This is a genomic window from Burkholderia sp. Bmkn7 (assembly GCF_041103175.1).
GTDB lineage: Bacteria > Pseudomonadota > Gammaproteobacteria > Burkholderiales > Burkholderiaceae > Burkholderia > Burkholderia cepacia.
On record NZ_JBGCUH010000003.1, the window covers coordinates 1280777 to 1303413 of the forward strand.

General features: G+C 65.0%; 22 protein-coding genes. 18 read left to right on the plus strand and 4 right to left on the minus strand.

The features are described from left to right. Positions 1–68: 68 nt before the first annotated feature. From rpsA to cysM, 9 genes are all read left to right on the plus strand, one after another. Positions 69–1799, plus strand: coding sequence for a 30S ribosomal protein S1 (rpsA, locus tag AB3K92_RS27445; protein WP_306304903.1), 1731 nt, complete (start codon positions 69–71; stop codon positions 1797–1799). A gap of 22 nt (positions 1800–1821) precedes the next feature. Continuing rightward, positions 1822–2145: an integration host factor subunit beta gene (locus AB3K92_RS27450; RefSeq protein ID WP_006486894.1), complete on the plus strand. Its 324-nt coding sequence runs from the start codon at positions 1822–1824 to the stop codon at positions 2143–2145. Positions 2146–2355: 210 nt separating this feature from the next. After that, positions 2356–2649 (plus strand): lipopolysaccharide assembly protein LapA domain-containing protein, encoded by a 294-nt coding sequence (locus AB3K92_RS27455; RefSeq protein WP_021157458.1) that lies wholly within the window; start codon positions 2356–2358, stop codon positions 2647–2649. Between the two features lie 53 nt (positions 2650–2702). Beyond that, positions 2703–3875: a lipopolysaccharide assembly protein LapB gene (gene lapB, locus AB3K92_RS27460; protein ID WP_369466208.1), complete on the plus strand. Its 1173-nt coding sequence runs from the start codon at positions 2703–2705 to the stop codon at positions 3873–3875. 90 nt (positions 3876–3965) lie between these two features. Then, positions 3966–5366, plus strand: coding sequence for a UDP-glucose/GDP-mannose dehydrogenase family protein (locus AB3K92_RS27465; protein WP_021157456.1), 1401 nt, complete (start codon positions 3966–3968; stop codon positions 5364–5366). A 7-nt stretch (positions 5367–5373) separates the two neighbouring features. Further along, complete coding sequence (rfaE1, locus tag AB3K92_RS27470; RefSeq protein WP_369466210.1) at positions 5374–6324, plus strand: D-glycero-beta-D-manno-heptose-7-phosphate kinase; 951 nt, start codon at positions 5374–5376, stop codon at positions 6322–6324. A 63-nt stretch (positions 6325–6387) separates the two neighbouring features. Continuing rightward, complete coding sequence (gene rfaD, locus AB3K92_RS27475) at positions 6388–7380, plus strand: ADP-glyceromanno-heptose 6-epimerase (RefSeq protein WP_021157454.1); 993 nt, start codon at positions 6388–6390, stop codon at positions 7378–7380. Positions 7381–7453: 73 nt separating this feature from the next. Next, a complete protein-coding gene (locus AB3K92_RS27480; RefSeq protein ID WP_021157453.1) occupies positions 7454–7801 on the plus strand; it encodes a helix-hairpin-helix domain-containing protein in 348 nt (115 codons plus the stop codon). A gap of 215 nt (positions 7802–8016) precedes the next feature. Beyond that, positions 8017–8919, plus strand: coding sequence for a cysteine synthase CysM (gene cysM, locus AB3K92_RS27485; protein WP_042973431.1), 903 nt, complete (start codon positions 8017–8019; stop codon positions 8917–8919). A gap of 78 nt (positions 8920–8997) precedes the next feature. Here the strand turns inward: cysM and mltB are convergent, their stop codons facing one another. Next, positions 8998–10341, minus strand: a complete 1344-nt coding sequence (gene mltB / locus AB3K92_RS27490; RefSeq protein ID WP_369466212.1) for a lytic murein transglycosylase B — start codon at positions 10339–10341, stop codon at positions 8998–9000. Between the two features lie 43 nt (positions 10342–10384). Between mltB and AB3K92_RS27495 the strand changes: the two genes are divergently transcribed. After that, a complete protein-coding gene (locus AB3K92_RS27495; protein ID WP_021157450.1) occupies positions 10385–11308 on the plus strand; it encodes a histone deacetylase family protein in 924 nt (307 codons plus the stop codon). A gap of 30 nt (positions 11309–11338) precedes the next feature. Here the strand turns inward: AB3K92_RS27495 and AB3K92_RS27500 are convergent, their stop codons facing one another. Beyond that, positions 11339–12259, minus strand: a complete 921-nt coding sequence (locus tag AB3K92_RS27500) for an alpha/beta hydrolase (RefSeq protein ID WP_124922123.1) — start codon at positions 12257–12259, stop codon at positions 11339–11341. Positions 12260–12475: 216 nt separating this feature from the next. On the opposite strand from AB3K92_RS27500, the gene AB3K92_RS27505 reads away from it, so the two are divergent. The 6 genes from AB3K92_RS27505 (at position 12476) to AB3K92_RS27530 (ending at position 18799) form a co-directional block, all read left to right on the plus strand. Next, a complete protein-coding gene (locus AB3K92_RS27505; protein WP_027788053.1) occupies positions 12476–13510 on the plus strand; it encodes a methionine ABC transporter ATP-binding protein in 1035 nt (344 codons plus the stop codon). Further along, complete coding sequence (locus tag AB3K92_RS27510) at positions 13500–14153, plus strand: methionine ABC transporter permease (RefSeq protein WP_369466215.1); 654 nt, start codon at positions 13500–13502, stop codon at positions 14151–14153. The genes AB3K92_RS27505 and AB3K92_RS27510 overlap by 11 nt, the downstream gene beginning before the upstream one ends. Positions 14154–14184: 31 nt before the next feature. Beyond that, positions 14185–14979 carry a MetQ/NlpA family ABC transporter substrate-binding protein gene (locus AB3K92_RS27515; protein ID WP_021157447.1) on the plus strand — a complete coding sequence of 265 codons (795 nt, stop codon included), beginning with the start codon at positions 14185–14187 and terminating at the stop codon, positions 14977–14979. A 228-nt stretch (positions 14980–15207) separates the two neighbouring features. Beyond that, on the plus strand, positions 15208–15957 hold the full coding sequence (locus AB3K92_RS27520) for an electron transfer flavoprotein subunit beta/FixA family protein (RefSeq protein ID WP_021157446.1): 750 nt from the start codon (positions 15208–15210) through the stop codon (positions 15955–15957). Positions 15958–15973: 16 nt separating this feature from the next. Further along, positions 15974–16909 (plus strand): electron transfer flavoprotein subunit alpha/FixB family protein, encoded by a 936-nt coding sequence (locus tag AB3K92_RS27525; protein ID WP_369466217.1) that lies wholly within the window; start codon positions 15974–15976, stop codon positions 16907–16909. 99 nt (positions 16910–17008) lie between these two features. After that, entirely contained in the window at positions 17009–18799 is a 1791-nt protein-coding gene (locus AB3K92_RS27530) for an acyl-CoA dehydrogenase (protein ID WP_175850039.1), read from the plus strand. A 100-nt stretch (positions 18800–18899) separates the two neighbouring features. On the opposite strand, the gene AB3K92_RS27535 is transcribed toward AB3K92_RS27530, so the two are convergent. Continuing rightward, positions 18900–20186 carry a D-amino acid dehydrogenase gene (locus tag AB3K92_RS27535; protein ID WP_369466220.1) on the minus strand — a complete coding sequence of 429 codons (1287 nt, stop codon included), beginning with the start codon at positions 20184–20186 and terminating at the stop codon, positions 18900–18902. A 145-nt stretch (positions 20187–20331) separates the two neighbouring features. Between AB3K92_RS27535 and AB3K92_RS27540 the strand changes: the two genes are divergently transcribed. Both AB3K92_RS27540 and AB3K92_RS27545 read left to right on the plus strand, forming a co-directional pair. Next, the gene (locus AB3K92_RS27540) at positions 20332–20820 is read left to right on the plus strand and encodes an Lrp/AsnC ligand binding domain-containing protein (RefSeq protein ID WP_011351353.1); all 489 of its coding nucleotides are present in this window, start codon (positions 20332–20334) and stop codon (positions 20818–20820) included. 104 nt (positions 20821–20924) lie between these two features. Beyond that, entirely contained in the window at positions 20925–22100 is a 1176-nt protein-coding gene (locus AB3K92_RS27545; protein WP_369466222.1) for a PA0069 family radical SAM protein, read from the plus strand. Positions 22101–22149: 49 nt separating this feature from the next. Here the strand turns inward: AB3K92_RS27545 and AB3K92_RS27550 are convergent, their stop codons facing one another. Continuing rightward, complete coding sequence (locus AB3K92_RS27550; protein WP_048022992.1) at positions 22150–22617, minus strand: NINE protein; 468 nt, start codon at positions 22615–22617, stop codon at positions 22150–22152. Positions 22618–22637 lie beyond the last annotated feature (20 nt).

Genomic DNA, 22637 nt, shown 5'->3' on the forward strand with positions numbered 1-22637 from the left:
TTAACCCCGTGTGGTCATCGATCTGGCCCTTTCAGCCTGCCATTCCGGCCGGCGTGGCACAGCGATCCATGCACAATCAGATTTTTATGTCCGACCTGCAAACCTCCACCCCGAATACTGAATCTTTCGCGGCTCTGTTCGAAGAGTCGCTGACCCGCCAAGACATGCGCGCCGGCGAAGTGATTTCTGCCGAAGTCGTGCGCGTCGACCACAACTTCGTGGTCGTCAATGCAGGCCTGAAGTCCGAGGCTTACATTCCGATCGAGGAATTCCTGAACGATCAGGGCGAGGTTGAGGTGCAGTCGGGCGATTTCGTGTCCGTCGCGATCGACGCACTCGAAAACGGCTACGGCGACACGATCCTGTCGCGTGACAAGGCGAAGCGCCTTGCATCGTGGCTGTCGCTGGAAAAGGCTCTCGACAACAACGAACTCGTCACCGGCACGATCACCGGCAAGGTGAAGGGCGGCATGACCGTGATGGTCAATGGCATCCGTGCGTTCCTGCCGGGTTCGCTGGTCGACACGCGTCCGGTCAAGGACACGACCCCGTACGAAGGCAAGACGCTCGAGTTCCGCGTGATCAAGCTCGATCGCAAGCGTAACAACGTCGTGCTGTCGCGTCGTGCAGTGATCGAAGCAACCCAAGGCGAAGAGCGCGCGAAGCTGCTCGAGACGCTGAAGGAAGGCGCGATCGTCAACGGCGTGGTCAAGAACATCACCGACTACGGCGCGTTCGTCGACCTCGGCGGCATCGACGGCCTGCTGCACATCACCGACATCGCATGGCGTCGTGTGCGTCACCCGAGCGAAGTTCTGTCGGTTGGCCAGGAAGTCACCGCGAAGATCCTCAAGTTCGACCAAGAGAAGAACCGCGTCTCGCTGGGCATCAAGCAACTGGGCGACGATCCGTGGGAAGGCATCTCGCGCCGTTACCCGTCGGGCACGCGCCTGTTCGGCAAGGTCACGAACATCACCGACTACGGCGCATTCGTCGAAGTGGAATCGGGCATCGAAGGCCTCGTCCACGTGTCGGAAATGGACTGGACCAACAAGAACGTTGCTCCGTCGAAGGTTGTCCAGCTGGGCGACGAAGTCGAAGTCATGGTCCTCGAGATCGACGAAGACCGCCGTCGTATCAGCCTCGGCATGAAGCAGTGCAAGCCGAATCCGTGGGATGACTTCAGCCGCAACTTCAAGAAGGGCGACAAGATCACGGGCGCAATCAAGTCGATCACCGACTTCGGCGTGTTCATCGGTCTGCCGGGCGGCATCGACGGCCTGGTCCACCTGTCGGACCTGTCGTGGAGCGAAGCCGGCGAAGAAGCCGTTCGCAAGTACAAGAAGGGCGACGAAGTCGAAGCGATCGTGCTCGGTATCGACGTCGAGAAGGAGCGTATTTCGCTCGGCATCAAGCAGCTCGAAGGCGACCCGTTCAGCAACTACGTTGCAATGAACGACAAGGGCTCGATCGTCGACGGCGTCGTGAAGACGGTCGATGCGAAGGGTGCGGTCGTCACGCTGACGGGCGACATCGAAGGCTACCTGCGTGCGTCGGAAATCTCACAGGATCGCGTCGAAGACGCACGCAACGTGCTGAAGGAAGGCGACAAGGTCAACGCGATGGTGATCAACATCGATCGCAAGTCGCGCGGCATCAACCTGTCGATCAAGGCGAAGGATTCGGCTGAACAACAGGAAGCGATCCGCGGCCTGCAGTCGGACACCAGCGCTGCTGCGACCGGTACGACCAACCTCGGCGCGCTGCTGAAGGCGAAGCTCGACGGCCAGAACCAGTAAGCCTCACGAGGTCTGCTGAAGTATGACCAAATCCGAGTTGGTCGCGCAGCTGGCATCGCGATTTCCGCAACTTGTCCTCAAGGATGCGGATTTCGCGGTGAAAACGATGCTCGATGCGATGTCTGACGCTCTGGCGAAAGGGCATCGTATCGAAATTCGGGGTTTCGGCAGCTTTGGCCTCAACCGTCGCCCGGCGCGCGTCGGACGCAACCCGAAGTCAGGGGAGAAAGTGCAGGTGCCCGAGAAGTTCGTGCCGCACTTCAAGCCTGGCAAGGAATTGCGGGAACGCGTCGACGGCCGCGCCGGTGAGCCGCTGAAGGCTGACGATCCGGACGACGAGCGTTGAGCGTCACCCGGATTGCCCGGAACCCATCCGGCGAAGGCTGAAAAGAAAAGCGCCCCTTGTGGGCGCTTTTTTCATTTCCGGCGAATGCGACGCAACGGGTGCGAGCAGGATGTGCGCAGCCGCGGAAACGCTTCCTTTACAATACGGGTCGATTCGGCGCGACGAAGGGGAGTCGCGCGCCGCGGCAAACCTCAACAAAGAGAGGGCTTCATGAAGTTTATCGTCTGGCTGATCCGGGTATTGGTGTTCGTACTGCTGCTGGTGCTTGCGCTGGCCAATACGCAAACCGCGACGCTGAATTTCGTGGCCGGCTATTCATGGCAGGCGCCGCTGATCCTGATCGGCCTCGCGTTCTTCGCCGTGGGGCTGCTGGCTGGCTTGCTGTCCGCGCTGCCTTCGATCTTCCGCCTGCGTCTCGAGAACGGGCGCCTGAAGCGCGATCTGCGCGCGGCGCGCGAAACGCCGGCCGTCATCGACCAGCCGCCGATGCCGCCCGTCATTTAACACGGACGCCGCGCGATCATCGCGCGGTTTTCGTCTCTGCTTCGATATTTCGCATGGATCTGGATTTCTGGTGGTTGCTCGCGATTCCGGTCGCGTTCGCGCTCGGTTGGGCGGCGTCACGCTATGACCTTAAGAATCTCCTGTCGGAGAGTGCCAACCTGCCGCGCTCGTATTTCCGCGGCCTGAATTTTCTGTTGAACGAACAACCCGACAAGGCGATCGACGCGTTCATCGAGGTCGCCAAGCTGGATCCCGAGACGGTCGAGCTGCACTTCGCACTCGGCAACCTGTTTCGCCGCCGCGGCGAAACCGACCGCGCGATCCGCGTGCACCAGAACCTGCTGAGCCGCACGGACCTGCCGGTCAACGAACGCGACCACGCACTGTACGAACTCGGCCAGGACTTCCTGAAGGCCGGCCTGCTCGATCGCGCCGAGGAGGCGTTCCACAAACTCGCCGACGGCGATTACGCGCTCGGCGCGCAGCGGGCGCTGCTGACGATCTACGAGATCGAGAAGGACTGGAACAAGTCGATCGATACGGCGAAGCGCATCGAGTCGATGAGCGACAAACCGCTCGGCGTCGAAATTGCGCAGTTTCACTGCGAACTCGCGCAGGACGCGCTGCAGCGCAAGAACGCGGCAGCGGCTGCCGAACAGTTGCGCCTCGCGTTGACCGTGAACCCGCAGAACGTTCGCGCGACGATCCTCTCCGGCGACGCCGCGGCGGCCGAGGGCAACCATGCGGCCGCGATCGAGCACTGGAAGCGTGTCGAAGCGCAGAATCCGGCGTATCTGCCGCTCGTCGCCGACAAGCTGATGAAGGCGTACGTCGCGCTCGGCAAGAACGCCGAAGGTGCCGAGCTGCTGATGGGCTATGTCGACCGCTATCCGTCGAACGACCTGCTCGACATCGCATACCAGCACATCGCGGGCTTGCGCGGCCAGGACGCGGCGCACACGCTCGCGCGCATGCAGATGGAGAAGTCGCCGAACCTGTCGGGGATGCTGCACCTGCTCGATGCGCAGATCGCGGCGGCCGACGAACCGCGCCGTAAGGAACTTGAAATGATGCGTGCGCTGATCAAGCAGCGCACCAAGAATTTGCCACGGTATACGTGCCAGAATTGCGGTTTCCGGGCGCGCAATTTCTACTGGCAGTGTCCGGGCTGCAGCGGCTGGGAAACCTATGCGCCGCGTCGCGTCGATCCTGCGATGCCGGGCTGATCCCGGCACGCGGAGCCAACGCACTGCGGTTGCCGCCGGGTTCGTCCCGGCGGCCAAGTTAGTCAATTACCGGGAAGTACCGGAACATCTATGAAAATCACCATCATCGGCACCGGCTATGTCGGTCTCGTCACGGGCGCCTGCCTGGCGGAGATCGGCCACGACGTCTTCTGCCTCGACGTCGATCCGCGCAAGATCGACATCCTGAACAACGGCGGGATGCCGATTCACGAACCTGGGCTGCTGGACATCATCGCGCGCAACCGCGCGGCGGGGCGCCTGCGCTTTTCGACCGACATCGAGGCAAGCGTCGCGCACGGCGAGATCCAGTTCATCGCCGTCGGCACACCGCCCGACGAGGACGGCTCGGCCGACCTGCAGTACGTGCTCGAAGCCGCGCGCAACATCGGCCGCCACATGACGGGCTTCAAGGTGATCGTCGACAAGTCGACCGTGCCGGTCGGTACCGCGCAGCGCGTGCGCGGCGTGGTCGACGAAGCGCTCGCCGCCCGCGGGCTGGCGGGCAGCGTCGCGCATCGCTTCTCGGTCGTGTCGAACCCGGAGTTCCTGAAGGAAGGCGCCGCGGTCGAGGACTTCATGCGTCCGGACCGGATCATCATCGGCGTCGACGACGACGAGACGGGCACGATCGCGCGCGAGAAGATGAAGAAGCTTTACGCGCCGTTCAACCGCAATCATGAGCGCACGATCTACATGGACGTGCGTTCGGCGGAATTCGCGAAATATGCGGCGAATGCGATGCTTGCAACGCGTATCTCGTTCATGAACGAGATGTCGAATCTTGCCGACAAGGTCGGCGCCGACATCGAGGCCGTGCGCCGCGGGATCGGCTCCGATCCGCGCATCGGCTATCACTTCCTGTACGCCGGCGTCGGCTACGGCGGCTCGTGCTTCCCGAAGGACGTCCAGGCGCTGATTCGCACGGCCGGCGAGAACGGCCAGCCGTTGCGCATCCTGGAAGCCGTCGAGGCGGCCAACCATGCGCAGAAGGACGTGCTGATCGGCAAGATCGAGCAGCGCTTCGGTGCCGACCTGACCGGCCGCGAGTTCGCGGTCTGGGGCCTGGCGTTCAAGCCGAACACCGATGACATGCGCGAGGCGCCGAGCCGCCGCCTGATCGCCGCGCTGCTCGAACGCGGCGCGACCGTTCGTGCGTACGATCCGGTCGCGATCGACGAGGCGCGGCGCGTGTTTGCGCTCGACTTCGATACCGATCCTGGCGCGCTGGCGCGGCTCCATCTCGTCGACACGCAGGACATCGCCGTGACGGGCGCGGACGCGCTCGTGATCGTGACCGAGTGGAAGGAATTCCGGAGCCCCGATTTCACGCGCCTGAAGGCTGAACTGAAGGCGCCGGTGATCTTCGACGGGCGCAATCTGTACGAGCCGGATGCGATGGCCGAACTGGGCATCGACTACTACGCGATCGGCCGGCCGTATGTCGATCCCCAGTCGTCCTCCCGTGGCTGATCACACGATGAATACTCTCCGCGAGGTCGTTCCGGTACCGCGTGCGCAACTCGCGCGCTCGCGCGTGCTTGTCGTCGGCGACGTGATGCTCGACCGTTACTGGTTCGGCAACGTCGATCGCATTTCGCCCGAGGCGCCCGTGCCGGTCGTGCACGTGCAGCGCCAGGAAGAGCGGCTCGGCGGTGCGGCCAACGTCGCGCGCAACGCCGTGACGCTCGGCGGCCAGGCCGGGTTGCTGTGCGTCGTCGGGTGCGACGAACCCGGCGAGCGCATCGTCGAACTGCTCGGCAGCAGCGGCGTGACGCCGCATCTCGAACGCGACCCGGCGCTGCCGACCACGATCAAGCTGCGTGTGCTCGCGCGCCAGCAGCAACTGCTGCGCGTCGACTTCGAGGCCATGCCGACGCACGAGGTGCTGCTCGCGGGGCTCGCGCGCTTCGATGCGCTGCTGCCGCAGCACGACGTCGTGCTGATGTCGGATTACGCGAAAGGCGGCCTGACGCACGTCACGACGATGATCGAGAAGGCGCGTGCGGCCGGCAAGTCCGTCCTCGTCGACCCGAAGGGCGACGACTGGGCGCGCTATCGCGGTGCGTCGCTGATCACGCCGAATCGCGCGGAATTGCGCGAAGTGGTCGGGCAGTGGAAATCGGAAGACGACCTGCGCGCGCGCGTCGCGAACCTGCGTGCGGAGCTCGGCATCGACGCGCTGCTGCTCACGCGTTCGGAAGAAGGCATGACGCTGTTTTCCGCCACCGGCGAACTGCACGCGCCGGCGCTCGCGCGCGAGGTGTTCGACGTGTCGGGCGCGGGCGATACCGTGATCGCGACGGTCGCGACGATGCTCGGCGCAGGCGTGCCGCTCGTCGACGCCGTGGTGCTCGCGAATCGCGCGGCAGGCATCGTGGTCGGCAAGCTCGGCACGGCCACGGTGGACTACGACGAACTGTTTCATTGAGCGCATGCGGCGGCGCGATGAGCGCGCCGCACGCATGGCTCGCACTTTTCAGGCAGGACGATCATGACCCTCATCGTCACCGGCGCAGCCGGTTTTATCGGCGCGAACATCGTCAAGGCGCTCAACGAGCGCGGCGAGACGCGCATCATCGCGGTCGACAACCTGACGCGCGCGGACAAGTTCCGGAATCTCGTCGATTGCGAGATCGACGACTATCTGGACAAGTCGGAATTCGTCGAACGTTTCGCGCGCGGCGATTTCGGCAAGGTACGCGCGGTGTTCCACGAAGGTGCGTGCTCGGACACGATGGAAACCGACGGCCGCTACATGATGGACAACAACTTCCGCTACAGCCGCGCGTTGCTCGACACCTGCCTCGCACAGGGCACGCAGTTCCTGTACGCGTCGTCGGCGGCGACCTACGGCGGCTCGACGCGATTCGTCGAGGAGCGCGACGTCGAGGCGCCGCTGAATGTCTACGGCTATTCGAAGTTCCTGTTCGACCAGGTGATCCGTCGTGTGCTGCCGACCGCGAAGAGCCAGATCGCGGGCTTCCGCTACTTCAACGTGTACGGCCCGCGCGAGACGCACAAGGGCCGCATGGCATCGGTCGCGTTCCACAACTTCAACCAGTTCCGCGCGGAAGGCAAGGTGAAGCTGTTCGGCGAGTACAACGGCTACGCACCGGGCGAGCAGACGCGTGACTTCGTGTCGATCGAGGACGTGACGAAGGTCAACCTGTTCTTCTTCGATCATCCGGAGAAGTCGGGCATCTTCAACCTCGGGACCGGCCGTGCGCAGCCGTTCAACGATATCGCGTCGACGGTCGTGAATACGTTGCGCGCGCTCGACAACCTGCCGCCGCTGACGCTCGCGCAGCAGGTCGAGCAAGGGCTGATCGAATACGTGCCGTTCCCCGATGCGCTGCGCGGCAAGTACCAGTGCTTCACGCAGGCCGACCAGACGAAACTGCGTGCGGCCGGTTACGACGCACCGTTCTTGACCGTGCAGGAAGGCGTCGACCGCTACGTGCGTTGGCTATCCGGCCAGGTTTAAACGGAAGCGTTGCATCGATAGACTGGGTCTCACGGTCGGCAGCCGCCGGCCGTATTCATCGGAGATCCAGCACATGATCAGGAAATGGTTGGCCGCAGCGGCAATGCTCGGCACGATCGCCTCGGCCTGGGCGGCCGTCGACGTCAACACCGCCAACGAGGATGCGCTCGTCGGCATCAAGGGTATCGGCCCGGCGCGAGCAAAGGCGATTCTCGACGAACGCGGCGCACGCGGCCCGTTCAGGAATGCGGAGGATCTCGCCGCACGCGTGAAAGGCATGGGCGGCCATACCGTCGAGCGGCTTCAGCAGGAAGGCCTGACGATCGGTGCGGCCGGCACGGGTGCCGCGCAGCCGGCCCCGGGCAAGCCGGCCGCCGGCAAGCCCGCAGCCGCACCTGCCCGCACCACCACGCAGAAGTAACGCGTCGCGCGCAGCCGACAACAAGCTCCTTCAGTCGCCGTCGTTGCGACGGCTTCCCGCGGCATGCCGCGGGTTTTTTGCGTGGGCACGGCGCATGGGGGCGTCCACGCGTCGCACGGCATGCGTATTCCATCGCCGCAATGGGGTTGCCGGCGCGAGCAGCGGTGCTGGTTTACAATCGATCGATTGATCGGCCTCGTACTCACGGTATATCCATGGCTTACAAAACTATCGAAGACACGATCGGCAATACGCCGCTCGTCCAACTGGTCCGCTTGCCGGACGACGAGATTCGCGCGCGCAACAACGTGGTGCTCGCGAAGCTCGAAGGCAACAATCCGGCCGGTTCCGTGAAGGATCGTCCGGCGCTGTCGATGATCAGCAAGGCCGAGGCGCGCGGGCGTATCAAGCCGGGCGACACGCTGATCGAGGCGACGAGCGGCAACACCGGTATCGCACTCGCGATGGCAGCGGCGATCCGCGGCTACAAGATGGTGCTGATCATGCCGGAGGACCTGTCGGTCGAGCGCCGCCAGAGCATGGCCGCCTACGGTGCCGAAATCATCCTGACGCCGGTGAAGGGCGGGATGGAGCTGGCACGTGATCTCGCGGACGAGATGCAGCGCGAAGGCAAGGGCGTGATCCTCGACCAGTTCGCGAACCCCGACAATCCGGTTGCGCACTACGAAGCGACGGGCCCGGAAATCTGGCGCGATACCGAAGGGCGCGTCACGCACTTCGTGTCGGCAATGGGCACGACGGGCACGATCATGGGCACGTCGCGCTACCTGAAGGAGCAGAATCCGGCGATCGAGATCGTCGGTGCGCAGCCGGAAGACGGTTCGCGCATTCCGGGCATCCGCAAGTGGCCGGAAGCCTATATGCCGACGATCTTCGATCGCAGCCGTGTCGACCGCGTCGAGAGCGTGAGCCAGGCTGCGTCGGAAACGATGGCGCGCCGCCTCGCGGCCGTCGAAGGCATCTTCGCGGGCATTTCCTCGGGCGGCGCATGCGAAGTCGCGATGCGCATCGCGCGTCAGGTCGAGAATGCGACGATCGTGTTCATCGTCTGCGATCGCGGCGACCGCTACCTGTCCACGGGCGTGTTTCCTGCCTGAACGCGGGCAGATGCGCGTCGCGCGTGTACGAAACGAAAGCGCCGCTTGTGCGGCGCTTTTTCATTGGGCGGGCGGTGCTTACTGCGACTGTGTATCGGTGGTACTCGGCTGAAGTGCGCCGCTCGCTTCCATCTGCGCCTTGACCGCCTCGCCAAGCTGGTACACGGTAAGCGCGTAGAAGAAGCTGCGGTTGTAGCGCGTCAGCACGTAGAAATTCTTGAGCCCGAGCATGTATTCGGTCGCGCGGCCCGGCGACGGCAGGTCGACCACCGTCACGGGCGTGCCGGCTTCGGTCGTGATGTTGACCGTCGGCTCGTTCAGCGTCATGCCCGCGCGCAGCAGTTGCGACAGTGCCCAGTGCGGTTCGGGCTGGCCGTCGGCGGCGGCCTGTGCGATCCCCAGGCTGCCCGTGTCGGGCGTGATCTGCCAGACCACCGGGCGGTCGGTTTCCCAGCCGTGCTGCTTCAGGTAGTTCGCGACGCTGCCGATCGCATCGACAGGACTGCTGCGCAGGTCGACATGGCCCGTGCCGTCGAAGTCGACCGCATATTCGCGGATGCTGCTCGGCAGGAACTGTGGAATCCCGATCGCGCCCGTATACGAACCGAGCACGGTGGTCGGGTCGAGCTGGTTGTCGCGGGTCCAGACCAGGAAATCCTCAAGGTTCTTGCGGAACGTCGCCTGGCGGCTGTCACGATTCGGCGTGTCCGGATAGTCGAACGTGAGCGTCGTCAGTGCGTCGAGCACGCGGAAATTGCCCATGTAGCGGCCGTAGATCGTCTCGACACCGATGATGCCGACGATCACCTCGGGCGGCACGCCGAACTGCTCGGATGCACGCTGCAGCGTTGCCTGGTTCGCCTTCCAGAATTTCACGCCCGCGTTGATGCGGATCGGCTCGATGAAGCGCGAGCGATAGACGCGCCAGTTCTTGACCGTCGGCGACGGGGCCGGTTTCACGAGCTTGACCGCCGTCGCCGAATAGCTGATGCGCGAGAACAGCGCATGCAGGCTCGCGGAGTCGAAGCCGTTGCGGCTGACCATCTCGTCGATGAACGCGTCGACCTTCGCGTTGTTCGCGTAACGCTGCGGAACGATTTCCTCTTCGAAGGTCTGGCCTTGCGGCGTCGGCTGTTGCGGCTGGGCCTGTGCGACGAGCGTGCCCGCGGGCTTCGCGGGTCGCGTCTGCGCGCCGGCAGGCGCGGTGCCGAGGGCCGCGACGGCAGCGGCCGCGACGAGCGGAACGAGAACACGGAACAGCGCGGAGAGAAGGGCGGCAGGCTTGCTGGAATTCATGTCGAAGCGGGCGGACAGGGCGATTGGGTTCGGCGCAGTATACCCGACGGATCCGGCGCGCCGGGGCGTGGCAGGCCACCGTTGTGGTAAGTTAGCGGCGAATTCGCGGCAGACGATGGACATCATTGATGGAGACCTGCGGCGCACCGTGCGCCGCGGATGACAGCTTATGGCAACCGCTTTCTATACGCACCCCGACTGCATGCTGCACGAGATGGGGGAATGGCATCCGGAATGCCCGGCCCGCCTGTCGGCGATCCAGGATCAACTGATCGCGAGCCGCATCGACGATCTGATCGTGCACGAAACCGCGCCGTTCGCGAGCGAGGTGGCGCTGGGCCGGGTGCATACGCAGGCGCACATCGACTACATCCGGAGCATGACGCCGGTCGACGGCTACGTCGAGATTGATCCCGATACGCTGATGAACCGCGATACGTGGCGCGCGGCGCTGCGTGCGGCCGGCGCCGCGATCGCGGCGACCGACGCGGTGATCGAAGGCCGCTACGCGAATGCGTTCTGTGGCGTGCGTCCGCCCGGTCATCATGCGGAGCCTGCGCGCGCGATGGGTTTCTGCTTCTTCAACAACGTCGCGATCGCCGCGCGACATGCACTCGACGTACACGGTCTGGAGCGGGTCGCGATCATCGATTTCGACGTGCATCACGGCAACGGCACCGAGGCGGCGTTCGCGAACGACGAGCGGGTGCTGATGTGCAGTTTCTTCCAGCATCCGCTGTACCCGTTCTCGGGCGTCGATCACCAGGCGCCGAACATGGTCAACCTGCCGATGCCCGCGCGCAGCAACGGGATGGCGATCCGCGAAGCCGTCGACATGTTCTGGCTGCCGCGCCTCGATGCGTTCAAGCCGCAGATGCTGTTCGTGTCCGCGGGTTTCGATGCGCATCGCGAGGACGACATCGGCAACCTCGGCCTCGTCGAAGCCGACTTCGAATGGTTGACCGCGCAGATCGTCGAGGTGGCGCGCCGGCATGCGCAGGGGCGCATCGTGAGCTGCCTCGAAGGCGGCTACAACCTGTCCGCGCTCGGGCGCAGCGTCGTCGCGCACCTGCGCGTACTGGCCGGCATCTGACGATCGCGTGACCGGCCGGGCCGGGCGCACTCAGCGCGCCGGCACGCGCGCGTGAATCCACGCGATCAGCGCGTCGATCACGCGATCGCGTTCGAGATCGTTCATCGTTTCGTGAAAGCCGCCTTCGTACAGCGTCAGCGTGCGATCAGGCGAGCCGACGTGCGCACCGAACGCACGGCTGCCGTCGGGTTCGGTCAGCTTGTCCTCGGTGCCGTGATAGACGAGCACCGGAACGCGCAACGCGCCGCGACCGCTTTCGATGCGTGCCATCGCGTCGAGAATCTCCGCGCCGGTGCGCGCGGGCACCGCGCCGTGATGGACGAGCGGATCGGCACGATTGGCTGCGACGATGGCCGGATCGCGCGACAGCAGCGCGGCATCGATCCTGATTGCGGGGAAGGTCGGCCATATGCGGCTGATGACGCGGCTCACGGCGAGCATCCAGCGCGGCACGTCACGTCCCGGCGCGAGCGCCGGACTCGACAGCACGAGGCCGCTCAGCGCGTGGCCGCGTGCCGGCGCGCGTTCGATCGCGTACAGCGCCGCGACCGCCCCGCCCATGCTGTGCCCCATCAGGAACAGCGGCGAATTGCCGCGTGCGGCTTCGGCGACCAGCGCATCCGCATCGTTCAGGTAGCCGTCGAAGCGCTCGACCCAGGCGCGCTTGCCCGGTGACTGGCCGTGCCCGCGCAGGTCGACCGCGAGCACCTCGATGCCGGCCGCATTCAGCCGGCCGGCGAGCGCGGCATAACGACCCGCGTGTTCGGCAAGGCCATGTACGAGTGCGATCGTCGCGCGCGGCGGCTCGGTGCCGTCGCCAGCCGGCCAGCGGTACGACGCCAGTTCGAGCCCGTCGGCGGTACGCAGGCGGACCATCGTCGGCGCGGGTGGGGACGATGGTGCCGGTCCGGCGGTGGCAGGTGCGGCGGCCGGCGTGGTGGTGGCGGTCATCTGGTGTGTCCCCTGTCGGTTGGTCGGTGTTCCGGATCATAGTCGCGGCATCGTCGTGACGCGCCAGCGGCGTCCCTCTAATTTCGTGCGGTTATGAAAAGATCGAAATCGATTATTAAGGGGAATGAGGGGTTTGCGGTAAAATCGTCGGTTATTCCAGATGCATCGGCGGCCGACTGGCGGGCCAACTCGCCAGCCGGCCGCCGTTTTGTTTACATGATCGAATTACGCAATCTTTCGCAGCGATTTCCCGGGCCGGGCGGCTGGGTCGAGGCGCTGCGCAACATCAACCTGACGATCCCGCAGGGCGAAGTGTTCGGCATCATCGGCCGAAGCGGCGCCGGCAAGAGCACGCTCGTGCGCACGATCAACCTGCTCACGCGGCCGACAGAAGGCAATGTCGTCGTCGGCGGGCTCGATCTCACGCTGCTGTCTGCTGGCGCGCTGCGCGAGGCGCGACGCGAGATCGGCATGATCTTCCAGCACTTCAACCTGCTGTCGTCGCGCACGGTGTTCGACAACGTCGCGCTGCCGCTCGAGCTGGCCGGCGCAAGCCGTGCCGACATCGAGGCCGCGGTGCTGCCGCTGCTCGACCTCGTCGGGCTGTCCGCGCAGAAGGATCGCTATCCGTCGCAGATCAGCGGCGGGCAGAAGCAGCGCGTCGGCATCGCCCGCGCGCTTGCGAGCCAGCCGAAGGTGCTGCTGTCGGACGAAGCGACGTCCGCGCTCGATCCCGAGACCACGCGCTCGATCCTCGACCTGCTGAAGCGCATCAACCGCGAACTCGGCCTGACGATCGTGCTGATCACGCACCAGATGGAAGTGATCAAGCAGGTGTGCGATCGCGTCGCGGTGCTCGATGCGGGGCGCGTGGTCGAGGAAGGCCGCGTGATCGACGTGTTCCTGCAGCCGCATCACGAGGTGACGCGCGCGCTGATCGGCGACGTGATCGCGCAGGAGTTGCCGCCCGCGCTGAAGGCGCGCGTGGCCGAGCGGCTGAAGACCGGCAGCGGTCATCTGCTGCGGCTTGCGTTTACGGGCTCGGGTGTCGACCAGCCGATCCTGTCGGAAACGATCCGTCGGTACGAACTCGATTTCAACATCCTGCACGGCCAGATCGACGAGATTCAGGGGCAGGCATTCGGTTCGCTCGCGGTGCTCGCGGGCGGCGAGCCGGGCAAGGTCGGGCAGGCGCTCGCGTTCCTGCGCGAACAAGGTGTGGTGGTAGAGGAGCTTTCGTATGTTGAGTGAGATGTTCGATATGTTCGTGCAGTCGTTCTGGGAGACGCTGATCATGGTCGGCATCTCCGGGGCGGTCGGCGCGCTCGTCGGCCTGCCGCTCGGCGTGCTGCTCTACCTGACCGACCGCCAGGGCGTGCTGCAGAACTTCGCGGTGAATCGCGTGCTCGGCGGCATCGTGAATGCCGTCCGCTCGACGCCGTTCATCATCCTGCTGGTCGCGGTGATTCCGTTTACGCGGCTCGTCACGGGTTCGTCGATCGGCACGGCCGCGGCGGTCGTGCCGCTGACGCTCGCGGCCGCGCCGTTCATCGCGCGTCTCGTCGAGACGGCGCTGCGCGAAGTCGACCGCGGGCTGATCGAGGCCGCGCAATCGATGGGCGCGACCACGTCACAGATCGTCTTCAAGGTGCTGCTGCCCGAATCGCTGCCGGGTGTCGTCGCGGGCCTGACGATCACGTTCGTGTCGCTGGTCGGCTATTCGGCGATGGCGGGCGCAATCGGCGGCGGCGGGCTCGGCGATCTCGGGATCCGCTATGGCTACCAGCGCTATCTGCCGGAAGTGATGTGGACGGTCGTCGCGATCCTGATCGTGTTCGTGCAGATCGTGCAGTCGTTCGGCGACTGGCTCGTCCGCCGGCTGAGCCACAAATAAGACGAAATTGATCCGTTAGGGGAGACAGACGATGCAACGACGCTTCATGCTGAAGTTCGCGGTGGCACTGGGCGCAGCCGCGCTGTTCGCGGGCGCGCACGCTCAGGCCGAAACCATCAAGGTGGGTGTGACGGGTGGGCCGCACGCGCAGATCATGGAAGCGGTGAAGAAGGTCGCGGCGAAGAGCGGCCTCGAGATCCGCATCGTCGAATTCTCCGACTACGTGCAGCCGAACGCGGCGCTCGCGTCGGGCGACCTCGACGCGAACAGCTACCAGCACGATCCGTATCTGCAGGCGCAGGTGAAGGATCGCGGCTACAAGCTGATCAAGGTCGCGGATACCGTCACGTTCCCGATGGGCATCTATTCGAAGCGCGTGAAGTCGCTGACCGAACTGAAGCCGGGCGCGCGTATCGCGGTCCCGAACGATCCGACCAACGGCGGCCGTGCGCTGCTGTTGCTGCAAAAGCAGGGTCTCCTGAAACTGCGCGCGGACGCGGGGCTGAAGGCGACGCCGCTCGATATCGTCGACAATCCGCGCAAGCTGAAGATCGTCGAGCTCGACGCGGCGCAGATTCCGCGCTCGCTCGGCGACGTCGATGCGGCCGCGATCAATACCAACTACGCGATGGAAGCGGGGTTGAAACCGAAACAGGACGCGATCGCGATCGAAGGGCCGAACGGCCCGTACGCGAACATCCTCGCGATACGCGAGGCGGACCGGAACAAGCCGTGGGTCGCGAAACTGATCGCGGCCTATCATTCGGCCGACGTGAAGCAGTTCATCGAAGGCAAGTTCGGCGGCGCGGTCATTGCCGCCTGGTAACGGGCAGAGCACGGGACGCCCGGCGGGATTAGAGTCGATGATCGAAAACCCGGGCTTTGCGTCCGGGTTTTTTCTCTTTTAAAATAGAACGATCGTTCGCTATCATTGGCGCGTCGTCAAGAAGCGGTATCCTCGACAACCATGATGGTTGGGTCCGCTTGGCCGCGCAGTCATGAGGCCTCGCTATAGAATGGCCTCTGGTCGTATTCGTAACTTTGGAGCGTGTGCATGAAAATCCTGGTGCCAGTGAAAAGAGTGGTCGATTACAACGTGAAGGTCCGTGTGAAGTCGGACAACACGGGCGTCGACATCGCGAACGTGAAGATGTCGATGAACCCGTTCGACGAAATCGCGGTTGAAGAAGCGGTGCGCCTGAAGGAAGCGGGCGTGGCGACCGAAGTGATCGCCGTGTCGGTGGGCGTCACGCAAGCGCAGGAAACGCTGCGCACGGCGCTGGCGATCGGCGCGGATCGCGCGATCCTCGTCGAGTCGAACGACAGCGTCGAGCCGCTGGCCGTCGCGAAGATCCTGAAGGCGCTGGTCGACAAGGAACAGCCGCAGCTGGTGATCCTCGGCAAGCAGGCGATCGACGACGATTCGAACCAGACGGGTCAGATGCTGGCCGCGCTGGCGGGCCTGCCGCAAGCGACGTTCGCATCGAAGGTCACAATCGCCGACGGCAAGGCAACGGTCGCGCGTGAAGTCGACGGCGGCGCGGAAACGCTGTCGCTGACGCTGCCGGCGGTCGTGACGACCGACCTGCGCCTGAACGAGCCGCGTTACGTGACGCTGCCGAACATCATGAAGGCGAAGAAGAAGCCGCTGGAAACGGTGAAGCCGGAAGACCTCGGCGTGGACGTCGCGCCGCGTCTGAAGACGCTGAAGGTGGCCGAGCCGCCGAAGCGCGCAGCCGGCGTGAAGGTGCCGGACGTGAAGACGCTGGTCGAGAAGCTGAAGACCGAAGCCAAGGTGCTGTAAGAGGGAGCGGAAAGAAATGACGATTCTGGTGATTGCAGAACACGACAACGCGTCGATCAAGGCCGCGACGCTGAACACGGTGGCGGCGGCAGCGAAGATCGGCGGTGACATTCACGTGCTGGTCGCGGGCCACAACGCGCAAGCGGCGGCCGATGCCGCAGCGAAGATCGCAGGTGTGTCGAAGGTGTTGCTGGCCGACGCGCCGCAGCTCGAAGCGGGCCTCGCGGAAAACGTCGAAGCGACCGCGCTGAACATCGCGAAGGACTACTCGCACATCCTCGCGCCGGCGACTGCTTACGGCAAGAACATCGCGCCGCGTATCGCCGCGAAGCTGGACGTCGCGCAGATTTCGGACATCACGGCGGTTGGCAGTGCCGACACGTTCGAGCGCCCGATCTACGCGGGCAACGCGATCGCGACGGTGCAGTCGAGCGACCCGATCAAGGTCATCACGGTGCGTGCGACGGGCTTCGATCCGGTGGCAGCGGAAGGCGGCAGCGCAGCGGTCGAGAAGATCGAAGCGGCGGCAGACGCCGGCAAGTCGCAGTTCGTGAGCCGTGAAGTGACGAAGCTGGACCGTCCGGAGCTGACGAGCGCGAAGATCATCGTGTCGGGCGGCCGCGGTCTGGGCAGCGGCGAGAACTACACGAAGGTGCTGGAGCCGCTGGCCGACAAGCTGTCGGCGGCGCTCGGCGCATCGCGCGCGGCAGTCGACGCCGGCTACGTGCCGAACGACTACCAGGTCGGCCAGACCGGCAAGATCGTCGCACCGCAGCTGTACATCGCGGTCGGTATCTCGGGTGCGATCCAGCATCTGGCCGGGATGAAGGATTCGAAGGTGATCGTCGCGATCAACAAGGATCCCGAAGCACCGATCTTCAGCGTGGCCGACTACGGCCTCGTCGGCGATCTGTTCGCGCTCGTGCCGGAGCTCGTGAACGAGCTCGGCTGACGCAGTGTGACGCTCAGGCGGTAAGCACACGAGAAGAGGGGCGCGACGAGCGCCCCTTTTTTTTCGCCATCGACAGAAGAGAGAAGAGGGAGACACACCATGAGCTATAACGCCCCCGTCAAGGACATGCTGTTCGTGCTGAAGGAACTCGCGGGCATCGACACCGTTGCGCAACTGCCGGGTTTCGAGGACGCCGGTTACGACACGGCGCAGGCCGTGCTCGACGAGTCCGCGAAATTCTGCGGCGAGGTGCTGGCGCCGCTGAACGTCGAAGGCGACCGCAATCCGAGCAGCTGGAAGGACGGTGTCGTGACCGCGACGCCGGGCTTCGGCGAAGCATTCCGCCAGTTCGTCGAAGGCGGCTGGCAGGGGCTGCAGCACCCGTCCGAATACGACGGCCAGGGGCTGCCGAAGCTGATCGCGACGCCGTGCATCGAGATGCTGAACGCGGCGAACCTGTCGTTCGCGCTGTGCCCGCTGCTGACCGACGGCGCGATCGAGGCGCTGCTGACGGCCGGCACCGACGAGCAGAAGCAGCGCTACGTGCCGAAGCTGATCTCGGGCGAATGGACCGGCACGATGAACCTGACCGAGCCGCAGGCGGGCTCGGATCTTGCGCTGGTGCGTTCACGCGCCGAACCGCAGGGCGACGGCACGTACAAGGTGTTCGGCACGAAGATCTTCATCACGTGGGGCGAGCACGACATGGCGGACAACATCGTCCACCTGGTGCTGGCACGCACGCCGAACGCGCCGGAAGGCGTGAAGGGCATTTCGCTGTTCATCGTGCCGAAGTTCCTGGTGAACGACGACGGCTCGCTGGGCGAACGCAACGACGTGCACTGCGTGTCGATCGAGCACAAGCTCGGGATCAAGGCGAGCCCGACGGCGGTGCTGCAATATGGCGATAACGGCGGCGCGATCGGCTACCTGATCGGCGAAGAGAACCGCGGCCTCGAATACATGTTCATCATGATGAACGCGGCGCGCTTCGGCGTCGGGATGCAGGGGATCGGCGTGGCCGACCGCGCGTACCAGAAGGCTGCGGAATTCGCGAAGGAGCGCGTGCAGAGCCGCCCGGTGGACGGATCGGCCAAGCAGTCGGTGACGATCATCCATCACCCGGACGTGCGCCGGATGCTCGGCACGATGCGCGCGCTGACCGAAGGCGCACGCTCGCTGGCCTACGTGGCCGCGGCGCACAGCGACATTGCCCACCGCCATTCGGACGAGGCGAAGCGGGCGCGTCATCAGGCAATCTACGAATATCTGGTGCCGGTCGTGAAGGGCTGGAGCACGGAGATGGTGAACGACGTGGCGAGCCTGGGCGTGCAGGTGCACGGCGGGATGGGTTTCATCGAGGAAACCGGCGCGGCGCAGTATTACCGCGATGCGCGGATCCTGGCGATCTACGAAGGCACGACGGCGATCCAGGCGAACGACCTGGTGGGCCGCAAGACGCTGCGCGACGGCGGCGCGGTGGCGAAGGCGCTGATCGCCGAAATCGGCGAGACTGTCGCGGCGCTGGGCAAGCTGGACGGCGCAGCGGCCGCATCGATGAAGGTGCAGCTGGAGAAGGGCGCGAAGGCGCTGTCGTCGGTGGTGGATTACGTGCTGGCGAACGCGAAGCAGGACCCGAACGCGGTGTTCGCGGGCAGCGTGCCGTACCTCAAGCTGGCGGGCGTGGTGCTGTGCGGATGGCAGATGGCGCGTGCGCTGGTGGCCGCGCAGGCGAACCGCGCGAGCGACCCGGCGTTCTTCGACGCGAAGATCGCGATCGCGCAGCTCTATGCGGAGCAGGTGCTGGTGCAGGCAGGCGCGCTCGAGGCGTCGATCGTCGGCACGAAGGGCAACGAGGGCGTGCTCGCGTTGACGGAAGACCAGTTCTGATTCTTCGCGGGACACTCGACGTCATGAAAAAGGCGCCCCCCGGGGCGCCTTTCTTTTTGATGCCGGCCGGCAGGCCCGCATTGCTGCGGGCGGCGGCGGCTTATGCGTAGGCCGGGCGCGTCTGGCCTGCCACGTCCTTCAGGTAACGGTGTACCGACAGGTCGTCAGCCTGGATCGCAGGCATCTTGCCCGAGATCAGGTCCGCGAGCAGTTGGCCCGAACCGCACGACATCGTCCAGCCGAGCGTGCCGTGACCGGTGTTCAGGAACAGGTTCGACACCGGCGTGCGGCCGACGATCGGCGTGCCGTCCGGCGTCATCGGGCGCAGGCCCGTCCAGAACGTTGCCTTCGACGTGTCACCGCCGCCCGGGAACAGGTCGTTCACGCACATTTCGAGCGTTTCGCGGCGCGCCGCGCGCAGCTTCTTGTCGAAGCCGACGATTTCCGCCATGCCGCCGACGCGGATGCGCTGGTCGAAACGCGTGATCGCGATCTTGTAGGTTTCGTCGAGCACCGTCGATACCGGCGCGGCCGCTTCGTTGACGATCGGCGCGGTGATCGAATAGCCCTTCAGCGGATAGACGGGGATCTTCATCAGGTTCGAGATGAAGCTGGTCGAGTACGAGCCGAGCGCGACGACGTACGCGTCCGCACGCACCGTCTCGCTGCCGCACTGCACGCCGGCGATCTTGCCGCCCGCGATCGCGAGCGCATCGATCGGCGTGTTGTAGCGGAACTTGACGCCGAGCGATTCCGCGAGTGCCGTGAGGCGCGTCGTGAACAGCTGGCAGTCGCCCGTTTCGTCGCCCGGCAGGCGCAGGCCGCCCGTCAGCTTGTGCGAAACGGCGGCGAGGGCCGGTTCGGCATTCTTCAGTTCGGCCGGCGACAGCAGTTCGAACGGCACGTTCGCTTCCTGAAGGACGGCGATGTCCTTCGCTGCACCGTCGAGTTGCTGCTGCGTGCGGAACAGTTGCAGCGTGCCGCCCGTGCGGCCTTCGTACTGGATGCCGGTATCGGCGCGCAGCGCCTGCAGGCAGTCGCGGCTGTATTCGGCGAGGCGAACCATGCGGCCCTTGTTGACTGCATAGCGCTCGGCCGTGCAGTTGCGCAGCATCTGGTACATCCACTGGAGCTGGAAGCGCGTACCGTCGAGGCGGATCGCGAGCGGCGCGTGTTTCTCGAACATCCATTTGACGGCCTTCAGCGGCACGCCGGGGGCGGCCCACGGCGCGGCATAACCGGGGGAGATCTGGCCAGCGTTCGCGAAGCTCGTCTCGAGCGCCGGGCCGGCCTCCCGGTCGATCACCGTGACTTCATGACCGGCGCGCGCGAGGTAATACGCGCTTGCCACGCCCACCACACCGCTGCCCAGAATGACGACTCGCATAGCTGCTCCAGATGGAAGGGACCAGATCGAGGCCGGGCGCACCTGCGGCTCCGTGTAACCTCTAGCTGATCTAGTTTTTTGCGCTATGGTATTGTCGAATGTGTAGGTTTTGTTATCGTATTTTTCAGGTTTTCAGCATAAACAAATGAGAACGCAACGTCAGCCCGTACGCTCGCTCGACAAGCTCGACCGGCGCATCCTGAAACTGCTCCAGGACGACGGCCGGATGGCGATGAAGGACCTCGCGGAACAGGTCGGACTGACCGTCACGCCGTGTATCGAGCGTGTGCGGCGCATGGAGCGGGACGGCGTGATCACCGGTTATCACGCGCGTGTCGATCCTCACCAGCTGGATGCCGCGCTGCTGGTGTTTGTCGAGATCACGCTCGGCCACAAGGGCGGCAACATGTTCGAGCAATTCCGCCGGGAAGTGATGAAGATCGACGAGGTGCTCGAGTGTCATCTCGTGTCCGGCGATTTCGACTACCTGATCAAGGCGCGGATCGGCGAAATGGCCGACTACCGCAAGCTGCTCGGCGACATCCTGCTGCAGTTGCCGGGCGCCGTGCAGTCGAAGAGCTATGTCGTGATGGAGGAAATCAAGGAGACGCTGACGATCGCGGTGGGCGACTGACGTACCGGCGGCAGGCCGCCGGGCTCTCCTTTATCCCGCTCTTGGCACGCTGCGCCCAATACTGTATAAATGTACAGTATTGGGCGCAGGCGAATGGTGGGCATATGGACGATCGATCCGACAACGAATTTCCGATAGCGCCGCCCGTGCCCCGCAAGGGGCGCGGTGCGGTCGACAACCTGCAGGGGCGATACGAGATCGCGCAGCGTGAAGCGGTCGACGACGGCTGGACACACGAGTCGGACGATGCCGATTTCCCCGCGCCGCTGCGCACGCAGGTATTCGAGGAGCGGGCGAAGAGCATCCTGACGCACAACCAGTCGCCCGATATTCCATTCAGCGTATCGCTCAATCCGTATCGCGGTTGCGAGCACGGGTGCATCTACTGCTTTGCGCGTCCGACGCACAGTTATCTCGGCTTGTCGCCGGGGCTCGATTTCGAAAGCCGCATCTATGCGAAGGTCAATGCGGCCGAACTGCTCGAGCGCGAGATTTCGCGCAAGCGCTACGTGCCGGAGCCGATCGCGCTCGGCGTCAATACCGACGCCTACCAGCCGGTCGAGCGCGACTTGCGCATCACGCGCAGCGTGATTCAGGTGATGCATGATCGCGGGTTGCCGTTCGCGGCGATCACGAAGTCGTCGCTGATCGAGCGCGATCTCGACTTGCTCGCGCCGATGGCCGAGCGCAAGCAGGTGATGGCGGCGGTCACGATCACGACGCTCGACGCCGATCTCGCGCGCACGCTCGAGCCGCGCGCGGCGACGCCGGCGCGACGGTTGCGTACGATACGTGCGTTGAGCGAGGCGGGCGTGCCGGTCGGCGTGAGCATTGCGCCGATGATTCCGTTCGTCACCGAGCCCGACATGGAGCGTGTGCTCGAGGCGTGCGCGGAAGCCGGCGCGACGCATGCGAGCTACATCATCCTCAGGCTGCCGTGGGAAGTCGCGCCGCTGTTCAAGAACTGGCTGGCCGCGCATTTTCCCGACCGCGCGGAGCGCGTGATGAACCGCGTGCGCGACATGCGCGGCGGGAAAGACTACGACTCGGATTTTTCGAAACGGATGAAGGGCGAGGGAATCTGGGCCGACCTGCTGCGGCAGCGCTTCCGCCAGGCCGTCAAGCGGCTCGGGCTGAACGAGCGCACGAACGGCATTCTCGATCTGTCGCAGTTTCGCGGCACGCCGGCCGCCGTGGCGCCGGCGCCGCGTGTTGCTGTTCGTTCAGCCGGCACGCGATCGACGCAGGCGCGCGACGACATGCAATTGAACCTGTTCTGATCGGCGCGCCGAACCGGCGCGGGGTGCCGGTGTGTCGCGTTCGTTGCGCTTACTGCGAAATCTGCTTGGCCGCTTCGACCTGCGACTCGAAATACGTCTGGAACGACAGTGCGAGCGCGGTCATCAGCAGGAACGCGCCGATCAGCAGCGAGAAGATCACCACGAAGATCACGGTCCAGCCCGACTTGCTGTGCCTGCCCGTCTCCGCGTTGAATTGCGCGTCCCATTTTTCGTCGGGACGCAGCCCGTAGACGAGCGCGGCGAGGAAGGCGGCCAGCAGCGAGATTGCGCCGGGTACCGCAAGCCACCAGCCGAGGCCGGCGCTGCGCTGGGTCTCGGCGAGCAAGAGGAAGCCCGGGATGCCGACGATCGTCGCGAGCAGGTGCGCCCAGCCGTACACGTCGCGAAAGCCATACAGATAGAAGCGGTGCGCGCCGAGCGAACCGAACAGGAACGCGAGGGCGGCGGTGAGCGTCTTGGAGCGGAAGCGGCGGGACGGTGCGGTGCTGCTGGACATGGATGGCGGCGTATTGTCGT